This window comes from Pseudomonas agarici (genome assembly GCF_001543125.1).
In the GTDB taxonomy this organism is placed as follows: domain Bacteria; phylum Pseudomonadota; class Gammaproteobacteria; order Pseudomonadales; family Pseudomonadaceae; genus Aquipseudomonas; species Aquipseudomonas agarici.
The window spans coordinates 3,763,353-3,780,170 of the sequence record NZ_CP014135.1; the positions used below are offsets into that span (position 1 = coordinate 3,763,353).

Genomic DNA, 16,818 nt, shown 5'->3' on the forward strand with positions numbered 1-16,818 from the left:
AAGAACAAGAACATGAAGATAACCAAGAATCTGTTGCAGGTCGGCGTACTCGGATTGTCGTTGTTGGCGAGTGGGGTGATGGCGGCAGTGTCCGCCGATGAAGCGGCGAAACTGGGTACCACCCTGACCCCGATGGGCGCGGAAATGGCCGCCAATGCGGCGGGCACCATCCCGGCCTGGAAACCGCTGCCGAAGAACATCGGCAGCGTGGACAGCAAGGGTTTCCTGTCCGATCCGTATGCGAGTGACAAACCACTGTTCACCATCACCGCGCAGAATGTCGAGCAATACAAGAACCAACTGGCTCCCGGCCAATACGCGATGTTCAAACGTTACCCGGACACCTTCAAAATGCCGGTCTACCCGTCCCGTCGCGGTGCCACCGTGCCGGAAGAGGTGTTCGCCGCCATCAAGGAAAACGCCACCAAGACCCACCTGATCAGCGGCGGCAACGGCCTGGAGAATTTCAAGACCGCCGTGCCGTTCCCCATCCCGAAAAGCGGTGTGGAAGTAATCTGGAACCACATCACTCGCTATCGCGGCGGCACGGTGACCCGCCTGCTGACCCAGGCTACGCCGCAGGCCAACGGTTCGTTCAGCCTGGTGTACTTCCAGGATCAGTTCGTCTTCCGCGAAAAAATGAAGGATTACGATCCGGCCAATCCGGGCAACATCCTGTTCTACTTCAAGCAGAAAGTGACCGCGCCAGCGCGCCTGGCCGGTGGCGTGCTGCTGGTCCACGAAACCCTCGACCAAGTCAAGGAGCCGCGTTCGGCGTGGGTCTACAACGCCGGCCAGCGTCGCGTGCGCCGCGCTCCGCAAGTCTCTTATGACGGCCCAGGTACCGCGGCCGATGGCCTGCGCACTTCCGACAACCTGGACATGTACAACGGTGCGCCGGATCGCTACGACTGGAAGCTCGAAGGCAAGAAGGAAATGTACATCGCCTCCGACAGCCACAAGCTCGACGACCCGAAGCTCAAGTACGCCGACATCATCAAGGCCGGCCATATCAACCAGGACCTGGCTCGCTACGAGTTGCGCCGTGTCTGGCATGTGGTCGCGACCCTGAAGGAGGGCCAGCGCCACATCTACGCCAAGCGTGACTTCTACATCGACGAAGACACTTGGCAGGCTGCGGTGATCGATCATTATGACGGTCGCGGCCAACTGTGGCGGGTGGCCGAGGCTCATGCCGAGAACTACTACGACAAGCAAGTGCCGTGGTACGCCCTGGAAACCCTCTACGACCTGCAGTCCGGCCGCTATCTGGCGCTGGGCATGAAGAACGAAGAGAAGCGAGCGTATGACTTCGGCTTCACCCCCAACACCAGCGACTTCACGCCAGCGGCCTTGCGCCAGGACGGCGTTCGCTGACACTCGGCTGTAAAGCAGGCGTGGATCCCCCGTGAGCTGGCCGGTCGGCCAGCGAAGAATCCTTCCCTGCCGGAGTGGCTATCTGCCTTGATTGCGCTATAACCAATACACGCCTGAGTGCCCTTATCGTGCCTTAAGTGCGCTGCACGTCCTGCGCCTGCTTGAGGTCGGGTGGCCTGTACGGTGAGTGAACTCAAGCCCGGTTGCTACAAGCTCATGGCCAGGAGCAGCAACCCAGGCCAGGGGCTGATGGTGCGGAAATTGACTGACAGAAGCAGCCACACAGACCACAAGGGAACTTCTCAGCGCTCTTTGGTCGTGAATCACGAGAGAATTGCCTGGGAGCCAGGAATGCGCGAGATCACCTTCAGTCCCGCTCCGGTCGTCCTGATTGTCGATGACCAGAAGACCGATGCGCTCATTCTCAGCGAGTCGGTTCGGGATCTGGCACAGGTGTATGTCGCCAGCAGCGGCGAAGAAGCCTTGCGCGTGGCTCGCCAGTGTCGCCCGGATGTGGTCCTGCTCGATATCGAGATGCCGGGAATGAACGGCTTCGAGGTCTGCAAGGAACTCAAGGCCGACCCCAAGCTGTCCGAGGCCGCAGTGATTTTCGTCACCTCCCATGCCCAGGCTGATTATGAACTCCAGGCCTTGGGTTATGGCGGCATCGATTTTATCCAGAAACCCCTGAACTTGCCGGTGGCCCGGGCCCATATCAATGCCCATATCACCCTGCGTAACGAAGCCAAGCGCCTGGCCAATCATGACGCACTGACCGGCTTGCCCAACCGCATGCTGCTGCAGGACCGGGCGGAACAGGCCCTGAAAATGGCCCGGCGCAATCATGGGCGGCTGGCAATGCTGTTGCTGGATCTGGACAATTTCAAGGCCATCAACGATTCCATGGGGCATTCGGTCGGCGACCAGATACTCAAGTATGTCGCCACGCGCTTGTCGATGATTTTGCGCGGCATGGATACGCTGAGTCGCCAAGGTGGTGACGAGTTCATCATCCTGCTGTCGGAGGTGGAGGGTTTTCAGGCCGTGGGCGATTTTGCCGAACAGGTGCTGACCACCATTTCCAACCCGTTTTCGCTGCAGGGTAATCGCTACGACCTGAGCGCCAGCATCGGTATCGGGGTCTTCCCGGAGGACAGCGACGACCTGGAGTCACTGTACCGTCACGCCGATGCCGCGATGTACCAGGCCAAGCAGGCCGGGCGCAACGGCTACCAGTTCTTTTCAGCCGCCATCGAAAACGGCATGCGTGCCCGCCACCTGCTTGAGCGGCATATGCGCGCGGCCATTGAAGAGGGGGTGTTCGAGGTCTTCTACCAGGCCAAGGTCGATGCCCGGGAGCATCGCGTGGTCGGCATGGAGGCGCTGATCCGCTGGCACGACGGCAATGGCTGCCTGGTGCCCCCGGCGGATTTCATTCCGCTGGCCGAGGAAACCGGGCTGATCATTCCCATCGGTAAATACGTGCTGCTCCAGGCCTGCAAGGACACCCGCAAGCTCCATAAGCTGGGTTATTCGGTTTGCGTCAGCGTCAACATCAGTGCCGTGCAGTTTCGCGAAGAGTCTTTCCTCGCAATGGTCAAGGACATCCTGCTCGACTCCGGCCTGGCGCCGCAATGGTTGGAACTGGAGATCACTGAAGGCGTGTTGGCCCGGGATATCGACAACGCCCGCGAAACCCTGGTGGCGCTCAGGGCTTTGGGGGTGCGCGTGGCTATCGACGATTTCGGCACGGGTTATTCGAGCCTGGCCTATCTCAAGCGCTTTCCCATCGATGTCTTGAAAATCGACCAGAGCTTCGTGCGTGACATGCTCGCCGACAAGAGCGACCTGGCTATCGTCGAAGCAATCATCAAGCTGGGGCAGGCGCTTGGGCTGGAACTCGTCGCCGAAGGTGTGGAGACACAGCGACAGGCTGATCTGCTGTTGGAGCGCGGTTGCCGGATCATGCAAGGCTATCTCTACTGCAGACCGCTTCCCTTCACCCGGATCTGCGGTGTGCTGTCCGCCTGGCCGCAAATGCCATGAGGGCACTACTAACCGTTGTCGATGAGCGCCATCCCGGCTTTCGGGACAGTCGTAGTAGCCGAGGAAACCCGCGTTGAAACGAGCCAGTCTGTATGCCCTGAATGGACGTGTCGTGCTGCTCCTGGCCCTCGGGCTGCTGGCGACCATCGTCGGATGCGTGACCCTGCAACACAGCAACGAGCAACGCACTCGTGAGGCACTGGGTGCCGCCACTGAAAGCGCGGTGCGCTCAGTCAATAGCCGACTCCAGTTGTATCAGTACGGTCTGCGAGGTACACGTGGCGCGGTTGTCACCGCGGGCGAGGACGGTATTACGCGGGAGGCTTTCCATCGCTACAGTCAGATGCGCGATGTGCCGAGGGAGTTTCCCGGTGCCCGTGGATTCGGTTTTATCCGTCGAGTGCCCGTGCAGGAGCTGGAGGCGTTCTTGCAGCGTGCCCGGGCCGATGGCGCGCCCGACTTCAGTATTCGCCAGTTTGCGCCCCATGCGGGTGATCTTTATGTCATCCAGTACCTTGAGCCTGGCACCGGGCAGGCGCCGGCGTTCGGCCTGGATATCGCCTCACAGCCTGATCGGGCCGAGGCGGCACGGATGGCCGCTCGTACAGGGGAAGTGCGACTGACCTCGCCCATCACGCTGGTGCAGGCGATGGGCAAGCCGCAACAATCCTTCCTGATTCTGCTGCCGATCTACAAAAGCGGTGTCGTTCCGCAAACCGAGGCGCAGCGGGCGAGCGCGCTGGTTGGCTGGAGTTATGCACCCTTGTTGATCGAGAGCGTCCTGACTGGGCTGGTGCCGGAAAGCGAGGCGGTGAACCTGCGGCTCAAGGACATCACCGGGCCGGGACCGGCAGTGCAGTTCTACCAGACGATTCATGAGGCGCAGGCGCAACTGCCGGGGTCGCTCACTCACACCGTGGAATGGGAGGTCTATGGGCGGCGCTGGCAGATCGAACTGCAGGCCCTGCCTTTATTCGTGCAGCGCCTGCATCTGTTATCACCGACGATGGTGTTTGCCCTCGGCGTGCTGGCCAGCTTGCTGGTGGCAGCGCTGGCCGCCATCGCGGGGGTCAGTTCCCAGCGCCGTTTGCAGGTGATCGCCGAACAGGCCCGTTTGGCTTCGATCGTCGAGAGTTCGGCGGATGCAATTATCGGCACGACCCTGCAGGGCGTGGTGACCAGTTGGAACCGGGGGGCGCAGATGCTGTTGGGGTATTGCGCCGAGGAAGCTGTCGGTCAGCCGCTGGTTAAACTGATCGTTCCGCCCGAGTTGGCCTCGGAAGAGATCGAGATCCTGGCACGTATCGCCCTCGGCGAGAAGATCACTAACTTCGATACCGTGCGGCGCTGCAACGATAATTGCCGTCTCAATGTCTCGGTGAATGTTTCACCTATCTACGACGCCGGCGGCCGGGTGAGTGGGGTTTCGAAGATCCTGCGCGATATTACTGCCCAGAAGGCTGCCGAGGCGCGAATTCTCGAACTCAACTCCAGCCTTGAAGAGCAGGTGGCGACGCGGACTGCGGAGTTGCGGCGGATCAACTTGCTGTTCAGTAGCGTGCTGCGCTCGGCCTCCGAAGTGTCGATCATCGCCACCGATCTGGATGGCGTGTTCAGCGTGTTCAACGAGGGTGCCGAGCATATGCTCGGCTATCGCGCCGAGGAAATGCTGGGCAAGGCCACCCCAATGGTCCTGCACCTGGCCCAGGAAGTCATCGACCGAGGGGTCGAGCTCAGCGCGGAGTATGCCCAGGTCATCGAGGGTTTCCGGGTATTTGCCCACAAGCCGGAATGCGAGCCGTCGGAAACTCGGGAGTGGACCTATGTGCGCAAGGACGGCTCCCATGTGCCAGTCACCTTGGTGGTGACGTCCCTGCGCGACGATGACGGGCAACTGACCGGCTACCTGGGCATCGCCGTCGATATCACCCAGCGCAAGGCGGCCGAGCGTCAGTTGGAACTGAGCCTGCAGGCGACCCGGGTGATCCGTGACCAGTTGCTGATGGCCGCCGATGTCGCCGAACTGGGCATCTGGACCTGGACGCTGGCGGACAATGCGTTGCAGTGGAACGATCGGATGTTCGAGTTTTACAGCCAGCCGTTGAGCCTGCGTGACAACGGGTTGAACTACGCCCACTGGTACGAGCGGGTCCATCCGGCGGACGTCGAGGCCGTGGCTGCGCAGTTGGCGGCGGCGGTGGCCGGGGAAGGCGTCTATGACCCGATCTTCCGGCTGTTGGCGCCCGATGGGCGCATCCGCTATATCCAGGCCGGCGCGCAGATTGATCGCGATGAGCAGGGACAGGCATTGCGGGTAACGGGGATCAACCGGGATATCACCACCCAGCGCGAGTTGGAGTCGCACCTGCTGCGGGCTAAGGACCGCGCCGACAGCGCCAGCGCGGCCAAGTCGTTCTTCCTGGCCAATATGAGCCACGAGATCCGCACACCGATGAACGCGGTGCTGGGGATGTTGCAACTGATGCAGCACACCGAGCTCAATGCTCGCCAGTGTGACTATGTGATCAAGGCCCAAACGGCGGCCAAATCATTACTGGGCCTGCTCAATGATATCCTCGACTATTCCAAGATCGAGGCCGGCAAACTGCGCCTGGATCCGCACCCCTTTGAACTGGAATCGCTGATGCGCGACCTCGCGGTGGTGCTGGCGGGTAATCAGGGCAACAAGGAGGTCGAGGTCATGTTCGATCTCGACTCCGACTTGCCCGCCAGTCTGGTGGGCGACAGCCTGCGCCTGCAACAAGTGTTGATCAATCTGGCCGGCAATGCCTTGAAGTTCACCCAGCAGGGCCAGGTGGTGGTCAGTGTCCGCCAACTGAAACGGTTCGAGAGTAGGGTGAAGCTTCAGGTCGAGGTGTGCGACACCGGCATCGGTATCAGTGCCGAGCAGTTGCAACGCATCTTCGAGGGTTTTACCCAGGCCGAAGCCTCGACCACCCGCCGTTTCGGCGGCACCGGGTTGGGCCTGGTGATCTGCAAGCGACTGGTGGGCCTGATGGGGGGCGAGTTGCTGGTCGAGAGTGAAGTGGGCGTCGGCAGTCGGTTCTGGTTCGATATCAGCCTGGAGGTGGCCCGCGAGGAGCCGCTGCGCCTGTCGTGCCCCGGTGTCGATTCGGCGATGCGCCTGCTCGTGGCCGACGACAACTCCATGGCCTGTGAACTGTTACTGCGTATCGTGCGCTCCCTGGGCTGGACGGCGGACACGGTGAGCGGTGGCACCCTGGCGGTCGAAGGCGTGCGCAATGCGCAATTGCGCGGCGAACCCTACGACGTCGTGCTGATGGACTGGCGCATGCCAGACATGGACGGCCTCAGTGCTGCCCGGATGATCAGTCTGCAGGAGCAGGCCGTACCGCCGCCGATGGTGATCATGATCACCGCTTATGGGCGTGAAGTCCTGGCGGATGTATACCATGAGGGGGATGCACCCTTCGTCGGGTTTCTCACCAAACCGGTGACGCCCCGGCAGTTGGCCGATGCGGTCCAGCGCGCCTTCCGCGTAGCTGAGCCGACCCCCTCGACCTTGCCCGCGACCCGCTCCCGGCGCCTGGCCGGTTTGCGCCTGCTGGTGGTGGAAGACAATGCCCTCAATCGCCAGGTCGCCGATGAGCTGCTGACGGGCGAGGGCGCCCAGGTCAGCCTGGCGGAAGGTGGCCTGGAAGGGGTCAGTCAGGTCCTGTTGGCCTCGACGCCGTTCGATGCGGTGCTGATGGATATCCAGATGCCGGATATCGATGGGATGGAAGCCACGCGACATATTCGTCGGCACTCGCAGTTTGCCCTGTTGCCGATTCTGGCGATGACCGCCAACGCCTCCAACAGCGACCGCGAAGCCTGTCTGGCGGCGGGGATGAACGACCATGTGAGCAAACCCATCGATCTGGAAGAGCTGGTGCTGGCCCTGCGTATCCAGACTGGGCGCGAGACACCGCGGTCGCTGACGATGAGCGAGACGCCGCAGACTCCGGCGCAGACAATGATCGAAGCGCGTCATTCGATCATGAGCCGCTTCGGTGGCAATTTCGAACTGATCTGCACCGTCTTGTCCGGTTTTGGTACGGAACTGGAAAAACAACTGGTGTTGCTCACCGCGCACCTGCAAGACCGAGACGGACCGGCCCTGGCGGCGGTGTTGCATGCGATCAAGGGCAGCTCCGGAACCATGGGCGCGCAGGTGCTATCGGCCCGTGCCGGTGCCTTGGAACGCGAGCTGTTGTATGGCGATGCCGCTGCCGTTGGCCGCGTACTCGACGATCCGCAGTGGCTGCCCGAACTCAAGGAGGTGTTGAAGCGTAGCGTCGAACAGTTGCAGGCGGCGTTTGGCGCGGGAGGAGGGGGAAATTCGTCACAGGATATTGGATAAGCAGGCTCGATGAGTGTGTATCGTGCGCGAAGCTTTTCATCTTCCGGTAGTGCGAGACAATCAAGAGAACGGACGAAGCGCCAGTTCGAGACCCAGGATGATGAGGAACAGGAGAAAGCAACGACGGAAGGTTTTTGGGCTGATTTTATGCCGCACAATCGAGCCCAGCCACATTCCGATCAACGCCGGAATGATCGCCAGCAGCGACAAGCCCAGTTGGTCGAGTCGAAAGGCGTCCTGGGCCAACAGTCCTCCTGCCAGAGCAACCGTGGAGACGGTGAACGAAAGGCCGAGGGCCTGCACGAGCTCGTCTTTCTGAAGGCCCAGCGACTGTACATAAGGCACGGCGGGAAGCGTGAAGATGCCGGTGACGCCAGTCAACAACCCGGTAACCATGCCGACGATGGGCGACAGTCTGGATTCGAGCCGTTGCGGGACCGAGAGTGTCGGCAAGAACAACCCATAGACCGCATAGCCGATCAGGGCAAATCCCAGCGCACGTCCCGACCAGACAGGGTCAACGACTGCCAGCAGTCGCGTTCCCAGAAGAGTGCCGATCACGATGCAGAGCATCATCGCCCACAGTCGTCGCATGAGGCTGAGTACGTTTCGCCCAGCCAACATTTGCCACACGTTGGTCACGAACGACGGAATGATCAGGATCGCCGCTGCCGTAAGCGGTGACATGATAGCCCCCAGCACCCCCATGGCAACCGTGGGTAAGCCCATTCCGGTCACGCCTTTAACGACACCGGCACCGAGAAACGTGGCAAAGAGCAAGCAGATCAATTCAATAGTCGGAGCATTCATAGTCGGCATCGGTCAGAGTATTCGTGGTCAACATTACATATCCAGGCAGAGGCTGGCACAATGCGGTTTTTCCGATACCGCCTTCGGATTTGCCGAAGGAAGTCTGTCTGGGAGGGTGTATGCGCTTCGATCTTGCGGATCTGCGCTTGTTTCTTTGCGTGGTCGATGCCGGCAGCATTACCGCCGGAGCCAGACAAGCCAACCTGGCATTGGCGTCGGCCAGCGAGCGTATCAGTAATATCGAGTCGGACGCCGGAGTGGTTCTGCTTGAAAGAAGCCGCAAAGGGGTCGTGAGCACCGAGGCGGGAGAGGCGCTGGCGCATCATGCGCGTCTGATTCTGCGCCAACACAGTCTGTTGCAAGGGGAGCTACGCGACTTTAGCGCCGGTGCCCGAGGTACGTTGCTGCTGTACGCCAATACAGCGGCGCTGACTGGCCTCTTGCCGCAAAAGCTTGCCCCGTGGCTTGCGCAGCGCCCGCGCCTGGACATTGACCTGCGGGAGCGTACCAGTGCCGAGATTGTGAAGATGATCGGCGCGGGGCTGGCCGAAGCGGGTGTGGTATCGGATGCCGTCAACGCCACGGGTCTCATCGTCCAGCCGGTCGCCAGCGACCCTCTGGCGCTGATCGTTCCGGTGGCGCACAGGCTCGCGGAGTCGAAGGCGGTTTGCTTTGCCGATGTGACCAGTGAGCCGTTCGTTGGCTTGGAAGCCGGGAGCGCGCTTCAAGATCATATCGACGAACACGCGGCCGAGCTGCGCAAGACGTTAGCCCTGCGTATTCGCATGAAAAACTTCGAGGGATCGTGCCAAATGGTATCGCAGGGGATAGGGGTCGCGATTATTCCATTGACGGCTGCACAGCGCTTTCGACGTCGATACCCATTCAAGATCCTGAGGATCAGCGATAGTTGGGCGCGTAGGCAGCTCTGTCTGTGCTTTGAGCAATGGCACATGCTCTCTACGCCAATGCAAAGTCTGCTGGCGCATCTCGGTGGTGGGCCGCAGACCGTGTAGCTGGCCACGGGCGAGTGCCCATGTTCGATTACCACTTTGTGCCGCCGTCGGTTATCGAAAAGCCACCAACAAAAACACAGTCTCCAGGGTGGGTCGCCAGCACCCGGAGCAATGCCGACCTCCATCCAGTCGCCGAACGGCAAACTACGCCTTGCCCCGGCCTGTACGGGCCTGCCAGTCGCGCCACCCGTTCAAACCTTCACTGGTGTCGCCACGCGGACGGTATTCGCAACCGACCCAGCCGTTGTAGCCCAATTGATCGATCAGCTCGAACAGATAAGGGTAATTCAATTCGTTGCTCAAGTCCGGTTCGTGGCGATCCGGTACTCCGGCGATTTGAATATGCCCGATGCCGTGCAAATCCCGACGCAGTTTCGTCGCCACGTCACCCTCGACGATCTGACAATGGTAGATGTCGAATTGGACCTTGAGATTGGCTTTGCCGACCGCTGTGCAGATGGCCTGCGCCTGATCCTGACGGTTGAGGAAAAACCCTGGAATGTCGCGGGTGTTGATCGGTTCGATCAACACAGTAATGCCCAGTTTTGCCGCTGCTGTCGCCGCGTGGCTGAGGTTTTCCAGGTAGGTGTCGTGGTGGCGGGCGCGATCTGTTTCGTGCGCGAGCAAACCAGCCATGACGTGGATGCGGTCATTGCCCAGCACCGCGGCATACTCCAGGGCCTGGTCGAAACCGGCACGAAACTCCAACTCACGGCCTGGCAAGGATGCGGTGCCTTTTTCGCCAGCGGCGATGCTGCCTGGCGGTGCATTGAACAGAGCCTGGACCAGGCCGTTGTCGTCGAGTCGCTGTTTCAATTGTTGCGCGCTGTAGTCGTAGGGAAACAGGTATTCCACTGCTTCAAACCCATCGGCGGCGGCGGCGGCGAAACGCTCGAGAAAGTCGTATTGCGGGTAGAGCATGCTGAGGTTGGCGGCGAAACGGGGCATGGCGGCTCCTGAAATCAGAAAAACAAGTGTACGGTCGATGGGCTACCAGTGAACACCAAAAGCCTCGTGCAATTCATCCAGTGCCGCGCTGTCCAGAGGGGCCGGCCTGGGGTTGCTCATCAGCCAAAGTCGTGCGGTCTCTTCCAGTTCTTCCAGGGCATAGCTGGCCCTGGATACCGAGCTTTCCCACATCACTGGCCCCAACCGTTCCAACATGACCCCGCGCACGCTGTTGGCCAGTTGCGCGACACGTTCGGCCACCTTCGGTGAGCCGGGACGTGCATAGGCGATCAACGGGATATGGCCGACCTTCATCACTTGATAGGGGGTCAGTGGCGGCAGGATGTCATCCTCGTGCCAGACCCCAGCCAAGGTCAGCGCCACCAGGTGCGTCGAGTGAGTGTGTACCACGCCACCGACGCCCGGATTGCGATCATAGACCTGGCGGTGCAAGGCCAGGGTTTTTGATGGCCGGTCACCGTTGATCCATTCCCCGGCCAGGTTGACCTTGGAGATTGAGGTCGGGTCCAGCCGGCCCAGGCAGGCATCCGTGGGCGTGATCAGCCAGCCGTCATCCAGCCGGGCGCTGATATTGCCGGCACTGCCTACCGTGTAGCCACGGCGGTACAAGGACGCGCCGACCTCACAGATCTCCTCGCGCAAGGCGTTTTCGTTGCTCATGCCGCCACTCCCGCCAGTTGCTTGAGGGCCTTGGCGAAGAAGTCCGGGCCGCCGAAGTTGCCCGACTTGAGCGCCAGGGCCAAGGGGTCTCCGGGGGTACTGACGCAGGCAGGCACCCCTGGATCGATCTGCGCGCCGATCTGCAACAAGCGGATATTCAGGGCCTGAACCACGGCCCCCGAGGTTTCCCCGCCGGCGATGACAAAGCGACGCACACCTGAGGCGTGCAACCCGCTGGCGATCTTGCCCATGGCCTGTTCGATCATGTTGCCAGCCCGTTCGGTGCCTAGCTTACGTTGTACGGTCTTGACCTCGTCCGCCGGGCTGGTGGCGTAGATCAATACCGTCTCGGTACGGGCGGCGGTGAAGGCCAGTGCCTGTTCGATGACCGGTTCCCCCGCAGCCAGGGCCAGTGGGTCGACACGGAAAGACGGGCGACCGGCTTGCAGCCAGGTCGCCACTTGTCCATTGGTGGCGTGCGAAGCGCTACCGGCGAGCACCACTTCGCCGCCTTCGACCGCTGGCAATCGCGCGGCGTCTACGGCGCGTAGTTTACCGGCGCGCCGAAAGTTATCCGGCAAGCCCAGTGCCAACCCGGAACCGCCTGTCAGCAGAGGGAGGTCGGTGCAGGCTTGGCCCAACGCATAGAGATCGGCATCGGACAAGGCATCGGCAATTGCCAGGCGCACACCCTCGGCGCGTAGTTGCGCCATGCGCTGGCGGATGCTTTCGACCCCCTTGGAGACAGTGTCATAGCGCAGCAGGCCGACCTTGTGCTGGCTCTGCGATTGCAGCACGCGCACCAGGTTGGCATCGGTCATCGGTGTCAGCGGATGGTGTTGCATCCCCGACTCGCTGAGCAATTGGTCGTGTACGAACAGATGCCCGCGAAAGACCGTGCGACCGTTTTCCGGGAAGGCTGGACAGGCGAGGGCGAAATCACTGTCCAGGGCCTCCAGCAGGGCTTCGCTGACCGGGCCGATATTGCCGGCGGCGGTCGAGTCGAAGGTCGAGCAGTATTTGAAGAAAATCTGTTCGCAGCCGCGCTCGCGCAGCCAGCGCAGCGCTTCGAGCGCCTCCCTCACCGCGTCGGCGGCTGGCAGGGTCCGGGATTTCAGGGCAATGACCAGCGCGTCGGCGTCGAGTTGGCCGGCGACATCGGCATCGGGTATGCCAATGCTTTGCACGGTGCGCATGCCGCCACGCACTAACATGTTGGCCAGGTCCGTGGCGCCGGTGAAATCGTCGGCGATGCAACCCAGCAGAGGGCGGGTGGGGGCATTTGACATACTGTGTTCCTTCATCTGGTTTATCCGCGCACATACTCAGTCATGAACTGCTTGATCACGTCGGTGAAGTCCTCGTCCGCGATGAAGCCCAGGTCTCGGGAGTAGGTGGCGCAAAAGGAACCCGGCCAGGAACCGACGATGCGCTCGATCGCCGGATTGCGCTCCAGGCGAATCCGTCCGGCGACTTCGGCGCCGGCGGTCTGGCGCAGGGCGTCAATCATCCGTTCGACGCTGATGGACAGGCCCGGCATGTTGATCACGCGCCCCTGGGTCAACTGTCTGCCGGGCAGTTCATGCCCATGGATCAGGTTTTCAATCGCCAGCGCCGGCGACATCAGCCAGAGGCGGGTATCGAGTGCTACCGGGCACACGCTGTCCTGGCCATTGAGCGGCTCGCGGATGATGCCACTGGCAAAGCTGGAAGCGGCCAGGTTGGGTTTCCCCGGACGCACCACGATAGTCGGCATGCGCAGGCTGCGGCCATCGACGAACTCGCGTCGACTGTAATCGGCGAGCAGCAGGTCGTTCATGGCTTTTTGCGTGCCGTAGGAGCTCTGCGGCGCCCAGACGTGATCATCGCGGACACGCTCCGGCAACTGCCCGCCGAACACCGCCACGGAACTGGTCATCACCCATTTTGGGCACGTGCCAAGCAGGCGAATGCGTTCGAGTAGACTCTGCGTCGCGCTGAAATTGATGCGCATACCCAGTTCGAAATGGCTTTCCGCCTGGCTGGACACCACCGCCGCCAAGTGAAAGATACTGTCGGTGCTGGCATCGATCAGGCCATCCAGCACGTGCGGCGCGGCGATATCGCCACACACCACCTTGACCCGAGGATCGTCGATTCCCTCCAGGGCAACCTGATCGAAAGCGATAATTTGCTGGATGGCCTGGGGCTGGCCTGCTCGGTTAGTGAGCGAGCCACGTCGCAGCAAGGCTTCGATCAGACGGCGGCCGAGGAAGCCGGCGGCGCCGGTGACGAGAATGTTCATAAGTGACTCCAAACGTCAGCGGTTGACGAGTTTTCCGGGAATTCTGAAGACCAGCAGGGCGCCGAGAAACAATGCGCTGGCCATGACATACATACCGATCGTGGTGCTGTGGGTCGCGTCCTTGAGAAAACCCATCAGGTACGGAGAGACGAAACCGGCCAAGTTGCCCCAGGAATTGATCAGGGCAATGCCGGCGGCGGCTGCCGTGCCGCCGAGAAAGGCGGTGGGCAGGCTCCAGAACAGTGGCAGGGTGCTCATCGCGCCCATCGAACCCAGGGTCAGGCCGATCATGGAAACGGTGAAGTTGTCGCTCCAGGTGGCGGAGATGAACAGGCCGATGCCTCCGAGCACGGCGGTCAACGCCAGGTGCCAGCGCCGCTCGCGCAATCGGTCGGCGCTGCGCGAAACCAGGATCATGGTGAGCGCCGCCGCGGCATAAGGGATGGCGGTGAGCATGCCGACCTGCAACACATCGCTGACCCCGGCTTGGCGGATCAGCGTCGGTAACCAGAAACCCACGGTGTAGAAACCGGCGATCATGCAGAAGTAGATGGCCGTCAGCAGCCAGATGCGCGGCTGCAGGAACACTTCTTTGAGGTTGTGCTGCTGATGGCCGGCGGCTTCGGCATCGATGCGGGTTTGCAACAGGGTTTTTTCTTCGCGGGTGAGCCAGCCTGCCTTGGCGATCCGGTCGCTGAGACAGAAGATCACCAGGATGCCGACGGCAATCGAGGGCAGCCCTTCGAGAAAGAACAACCACTGCCAGCCGGCAAACCCGTGGGTTCCGTTCAGGGCGCTCATGATCCAGCCGGACAACGGCGCGCCAATCAGACCGGACAGCGGCACTGCCGTGGCGAACAGGGCGTACATCTTGCCGCGGCGATGGGTCGGGAACCAATAGGACAGATAGAGGATGACACCTGGGTAAAACCCGGCCTCGGCGATCCCTAACAGAAAACGCATGATGTAGAAGGACATCGGCGTACTGACCAGGGCCATGGCCGAGGAAATGATGCCCCAGCTAATCATGATGCGCGCGATCCACAACCGCGCTCCGACGCGATGCAGGATCAGGTTGCTGGGAATTTCCACCAGAAAGTAGGCAATGAAGAAGATCCCCGCGCCGAGACCATAGACCGCTTCGGAAAATTGCAGATCGTCGGACATCTGCAATTTGGCAAAACCCACGTTCACCCGATCCAGATAAGCGACCAGATAGCACAGCAACAACAGCGGCAGGATACGCCAGGCAACTTTGCGATACGCCTGATCCTCGAAGCGATCGGCCGGCGCGATGGCGCCGGTTTGAATCACTGATTCCGTCATGTGTTTCCCCCATCCTTATTTTTGTAGTGGGTGATTTTGTTTTTGTCGGATTAGATAAAGTGGTTTTTATCATAATACATCATACAAATTCAATCATGGAATCCAGAGAGGACGACGGGGCTAAAATGCAGTACCGTTCACCGATTTGAGCCCGGAGATGCCTATGCTCACACCTGATAAATCTTCGTGCTCCGCCGATACGCTGGCAGCGCTGAAGGACTCCGCCAAGGGCACGTTGTCCGATCAGGTCACGGCGGCCCTCAAGGCCTATATCGCTAATGGTGAAGTGCTGCCGGGCGCTCGCCTGCCGACTGAGTCCGTGCTGGCGGAGCGTTTTGGGGTCAGCCGGACGGTTATCCGCGAGGCGATATCGCGCCTGAAGTCAGTCGGCCTGGTGGAGGTCCGCCAAGGCAGCGGTACGGTGGTCAGCGAAAACGCGCCTCTCAAAGCGTTCACAATCGATTTGGATGTCATTGGCTCGATCGAGGTGGTGCTGCGGGTCACCGAGCTGCGTCGTGGCATCGAAGGGGAGGCAGCCGCACTGGCGGCGCAACGGCATTCGCCGGCGCAACTGGAGGCCATCCACCAGGCGCTGAAAGCCATCGACACCGCCGAGCAGGCGGGCCGCGATGGCGTTGAGGAAGACCTGGCGTTCCATCACTCCATTTCCCGGGCCACGGGCAATCCGCTGTACCCGTCATTGCACGAATTTATCGCTCAATACATCAAAGAGGCGATTCGCATCACGCGTTCCAACGAGGAGCGTCGCCGCGATTTGGCCAGTACGGTGCGGGTCGAACACTGCGCTCTCTACGCGGCCATTGCCGCACGTGACCCGGAAGGCGCGCGCCATGCCGCGCTTAACCACATCAATAATGCGGTGGAACGGCTCAAGAGTGCCGACCCTTCGTTTTGGTCGAAGCCAGGGGGGCAGACGCCATAGACTCAGGCGAGCCAAACCCTCGGCGTCGTGCTGCCAGGCCTGCGCAACATCCGTTCCAGGCTCACGGGAGGGCGACCAGATAGGTGGAAATCTGTTCGTTCGCGCAAAAAATTTTTATGGAATTTTTTTCATCGATTGTGTTCTAAGGCCGACGCAGATCCGTCGCCAACGACCTGTGCACCCCAAATGAGTAGGAGCTAGACCCATGTTCACCTCGCGTCGTTTGATTATCGCCGCCACCGCCGTTGCCGTGCTGTCTGGCTGCGCGTCGCAAAACCCGTATGACAACCAGGGGCAGGCGGAACAAGGCTCCTCGGGTATGAGTAAAACCGCCAAGTACGGTGGTCTTGGCGCCTTGGCCGGTGCGGTGGCTGGCGCCGCGATCGATCACAACAACCGTGGCAAGGGTGCGCTGATTGGTGCCCTGGTGGCTGGTGCGGGTGCGGCCGGTTACGGTTACTACGCTGACCAGCAGGAAGCCAAGCTGCGTGCGAGCATGGCCAACACCGGCGTCCAGGTGCAGCGCCAGGGCGACCAGATCAAGCTGATCATGCCCGGCAACATCACCTTCGCCACCAACTCCGACGCCATTGCCAGCAGTTTCTATCAGCCATTGAATAACCTGGCCAACTCCCTCAAGGAGTTCAACCAGAACCAGATCGAGATCGTCGGTTACACCGACAGCACCGGTAGCCGCCAACTGAACATGGACTTGTCCCAGCGCCGTGCCCAGAGCGTCGCCAACTACCTGACCTCGCAGGGCGTGAGCGGAGCCAACCTGTCGGCCCGTGGCGCCGGTCCCGATAATCCGGTCGCGAGCAACGCCGATGTCAATGGTCGGGCGCAGAACCGTCGCGTGGAAGTCAACCTGCGAGCCATTCCTGGCCAGCAGTACGGCCAGACACAAGGTCAGCCTTCGCCACAGGGCCAGCCGCAATACCAGCAGGGTCAGCAGTATGGTCAGCCGGTTCAGCAGTACCCATGACACCTGGCTGAATCTACA

The 16,818-nt window shown here is 61.2% G+C and carries 12 protein-coding genes; 6 read left to right on the forward strand and 6 right to left on the reverse strand.

Annotation, left to right across the window (positions count from 1 at the left end):
* Positions 1 to 12: 12 nt before the first annotated feature.
* The 3 genes from AWM79_RS16545 (at position 13) to AWM79_RS16555 (ending at position 7,807) form a co-directional block, all read left to right on the forward strand.
* Complete coding sequence (locus AWM79_RS16545) at positions 13 to 1,377, forward strand: DUF1329 domain-containing protein (protein ID WP_060783297.1); 1,365 nt, start codon at positions 13 to 15, stop codon at positions 1,375 to 1,377.
* Between the two features lie 351 nt (positions 1,378 to 1,728).
* Positions 1,729 to 3,423: a two-component system response regulator gene (locus tag AWM79_RS16550; RefSeq protein WP_060783298.1), complete on the forward strand. Its 1,695-nt coding sequence runs from the start codon at positions 1,729 to 1,731 to the stop codon at positions 3,421 to 3,423.
* A 73-nt stretch (positions 3,424 to 3,496) separates the two neighbouring features.
* On the forward strand, positions 3,497 to 7,807 hold the full coding sequence (locus AWM79_RS16555; protein ID WP_060783299.1) for a CHASE domain-containing protein: 4,311 nt from the start codon (positions 3,497 to 3,499) through the stop codon (positions 7,805 to 7,807).
* Between the two features lie 60 nt (positions 7,808 to 7,867).
* Here AWM79_RS16555 and AWM79_RS16560 read toward each other — a convergent pair whose 3' ends face one another.
* Entirely contained in the window at positions 7,868 to 8,626 is a 759-nt protein-coding gene (locus AWM79_RS16560; protein WP_017132636.1) for a sulfite exporter TauE/SafE family protein, read from the reverse strand.
* Between the two features lie 110 nt (positions 8,627 to 8,736).
* Between AWM79_RS16560 and AWM79_RS16565 the strand changes: the two genes are divergently transcribed.
* Entirely contained in the window at positions 8,737 to 9,633 is an 897-nt protein-coding gene (locus AWM79_RS16565; protein WP_017132637.1) for a LysR family transcriptional regulator, read from the forward strand.
* Between the two features lie 144 nt (positions 9,634 to 9,777).
* Here AWM79_RS16565 and otnI read toward each other — a convergent pair whose 3' ends face one another.
* Genes otnI through AWM79_RS16590 form a run of 5 tightly spaced genes read right to left on the reverse strand, consistent with a single transcriptional unit; the run spans position 9,778 to position 14,872 of the window.
* On the reverse strand, positions 9,778 to 10,581 hold the full coding sequence (gene otnI / locus AWM79_RS16570; protein ID WP_017132638.1) for a 2-oxo-tetronate isomerase: 804 nt from the start codon (positions 10,579 to 10,581) through the stop codon (positions 9,778 to 9,780).
* Positions 10,582 to 10,623: 42 nt separating this feature from the next.
* Positions 10,624 to 11,262: a 3-oxo-tetronate 4-phosphate decarboxylase gene (gene otnC, locus AWM79_RS16575; RefSeq protein WP_017132639.1), complete on the reverse strand. Its 639-nt coding sequence runs from the start codon at positions 11,260 to 11,262 to the stop codon at positions 10,624 to 10,626.
* Positions 11,259 to 12,551 (reverse strand): 3-oxo-tetronate kinase, encoded by a 1,293-nt coding sequence (otnK, locus tag AWM79_RS16580; protein ID WP_060783300.1) that lies wholly within the window; start codon positions 12,549 to 12,551, stop codon positions 11,259 to 11,261. The genes otnC and otnK overlap by 4 nt, the downstream gene beginning before the upstream one ends.
* Positions 12,552 to 12,571: 20 nt before the next feature.
* A complete protein-coding gene (gene denD / locus AWM79_RS16585) occupies positions 12,572 to 13,546 on the reverse strand; it encodes a D-erythronate dehydrogenase (protein WP_017132641.1) in 975 nt (324 codons plus the stop codon).
* Between the two features lie 15 nt (positions 13,547 to 13,561).
* The gene (locus tag AWM79_RS16590; protein ID WP_060783301.1) at positions 13,562 to 14,872 is read right to left on the reverse strand and encodes an MFS transporter; all 1,311 of its coding nucleotides are present in this window, start codon (positions 14,870 to 14,872) and stop codon (positions 13,562 to 13,564) included.
* A 157-nt stretch (positions 14,873 to 15,029) separates the two neighbouring features.
* Here AWM79_RS16590 and AWM79_RS16595 point away from each other — a divergent pair, with 157 nt between their 5' ends.
* On the forward strand, positions 15,030 to 15,815 hold the full coding sequence (locus AWM79_RS16595) for a FadR/GntR family transcriptional regulator (protein WP_060783302.1): 786 nt from the start codon (positions 15,030 to 15,032) through the stop codon (positions 15,813 to 15,815).
* A gap of 205 nt (positions 15,816 to 16,020) precedes the next feature.
* The gene (locus AWM79_RS16600) at positions 16,021 to 16,800 is read left to right on the forward strand and encodes a YiaD family glycine zipper/OmpA-like lipoprotein (protein WP_017132644.1); all 780 of its coding nucleotides are present in this window, start codon (positions 16,021 to 16,023) and stop codon (positions 16,798 to 16,800) included.
* The last annotated feature ends 18 nt before the right edge of the window (positions 16,801 to 16,818 follow it).

Coding starts and splice junctions, on each gene's coding strand:
- AWM79_RS16560 (WP_017132636.1), bottom strand. CDS start 8,626: ATGCCGACTATGAATGCTCCGACTATTGAATTGATCTGCTTGCTCTTT.
- AWM79_RS16565 (WP_017132637.1), top strand. CDS start 8,737: ATGCGCTTCGATCTTGCGGATCTGCGCTTGTTTCTTTGCGTGGTCGAT.
- AWM79_RS16545 (WP_060783297.1), top strand. CDS start 13: ATGAAGATAACCAAGAATCTGTTGCAGGTCGGCGTACTCGGATTGTCG.
- otnI (WP_017132638.1), bottom strand. CDS start 10,581: ATGCCCCGTTTCGCCGCCAACCTCAGCATGCTCTACCCGCAATACGAC.
- otnK (WP_060783300.1), bottom strand. CDS start 12,551: ATGTCAAATGCCCCCACCCGCCCTCTGCTGGGTTGCATCGCCGACGAT.
- AWM79_RS16600 (WP_017132644.1), top strand. CDS start 16,021: ATGTTCACCTCGCGTCGTTTGATTATCGCCGCCACCGCCGTTGCCGTG.
- AWM79_RS16590 (WP_060783301.1), bottom strand. CDS start 14,872: ATGACGGAATCAGTGATTCAAACCGGCGCCATCGCGCCGGCCGATCGC.
- AWM79_RS16550 (WP_060783298.1), top strand. CDS start 1,729: ATGCGCGAGATCACCTTCAGTCCCGCTCCGGTCGTCCTGATTGTCGAT.
- otnC (WP_017132639.1), bottom strand. CDS start 11,262: ATGAGCAACGAAAACGCCTTGCGCGAGGAGATCTGTGAGGTCGGCGCG.
- AWM79_RS16595 (WP_060783302.1), top strand. CDS start 15,030: ATGCCTATGCTCACACCTGATAAATCTTCGTGCTCCGCCGATACGCTG.
- denD (WP_017132641.1), bottom strand. CDS start 13,546: ATGAACATTCTCGTCACCGGCGCCGCCGGCTTCCTCGGCCGCCGTCTG.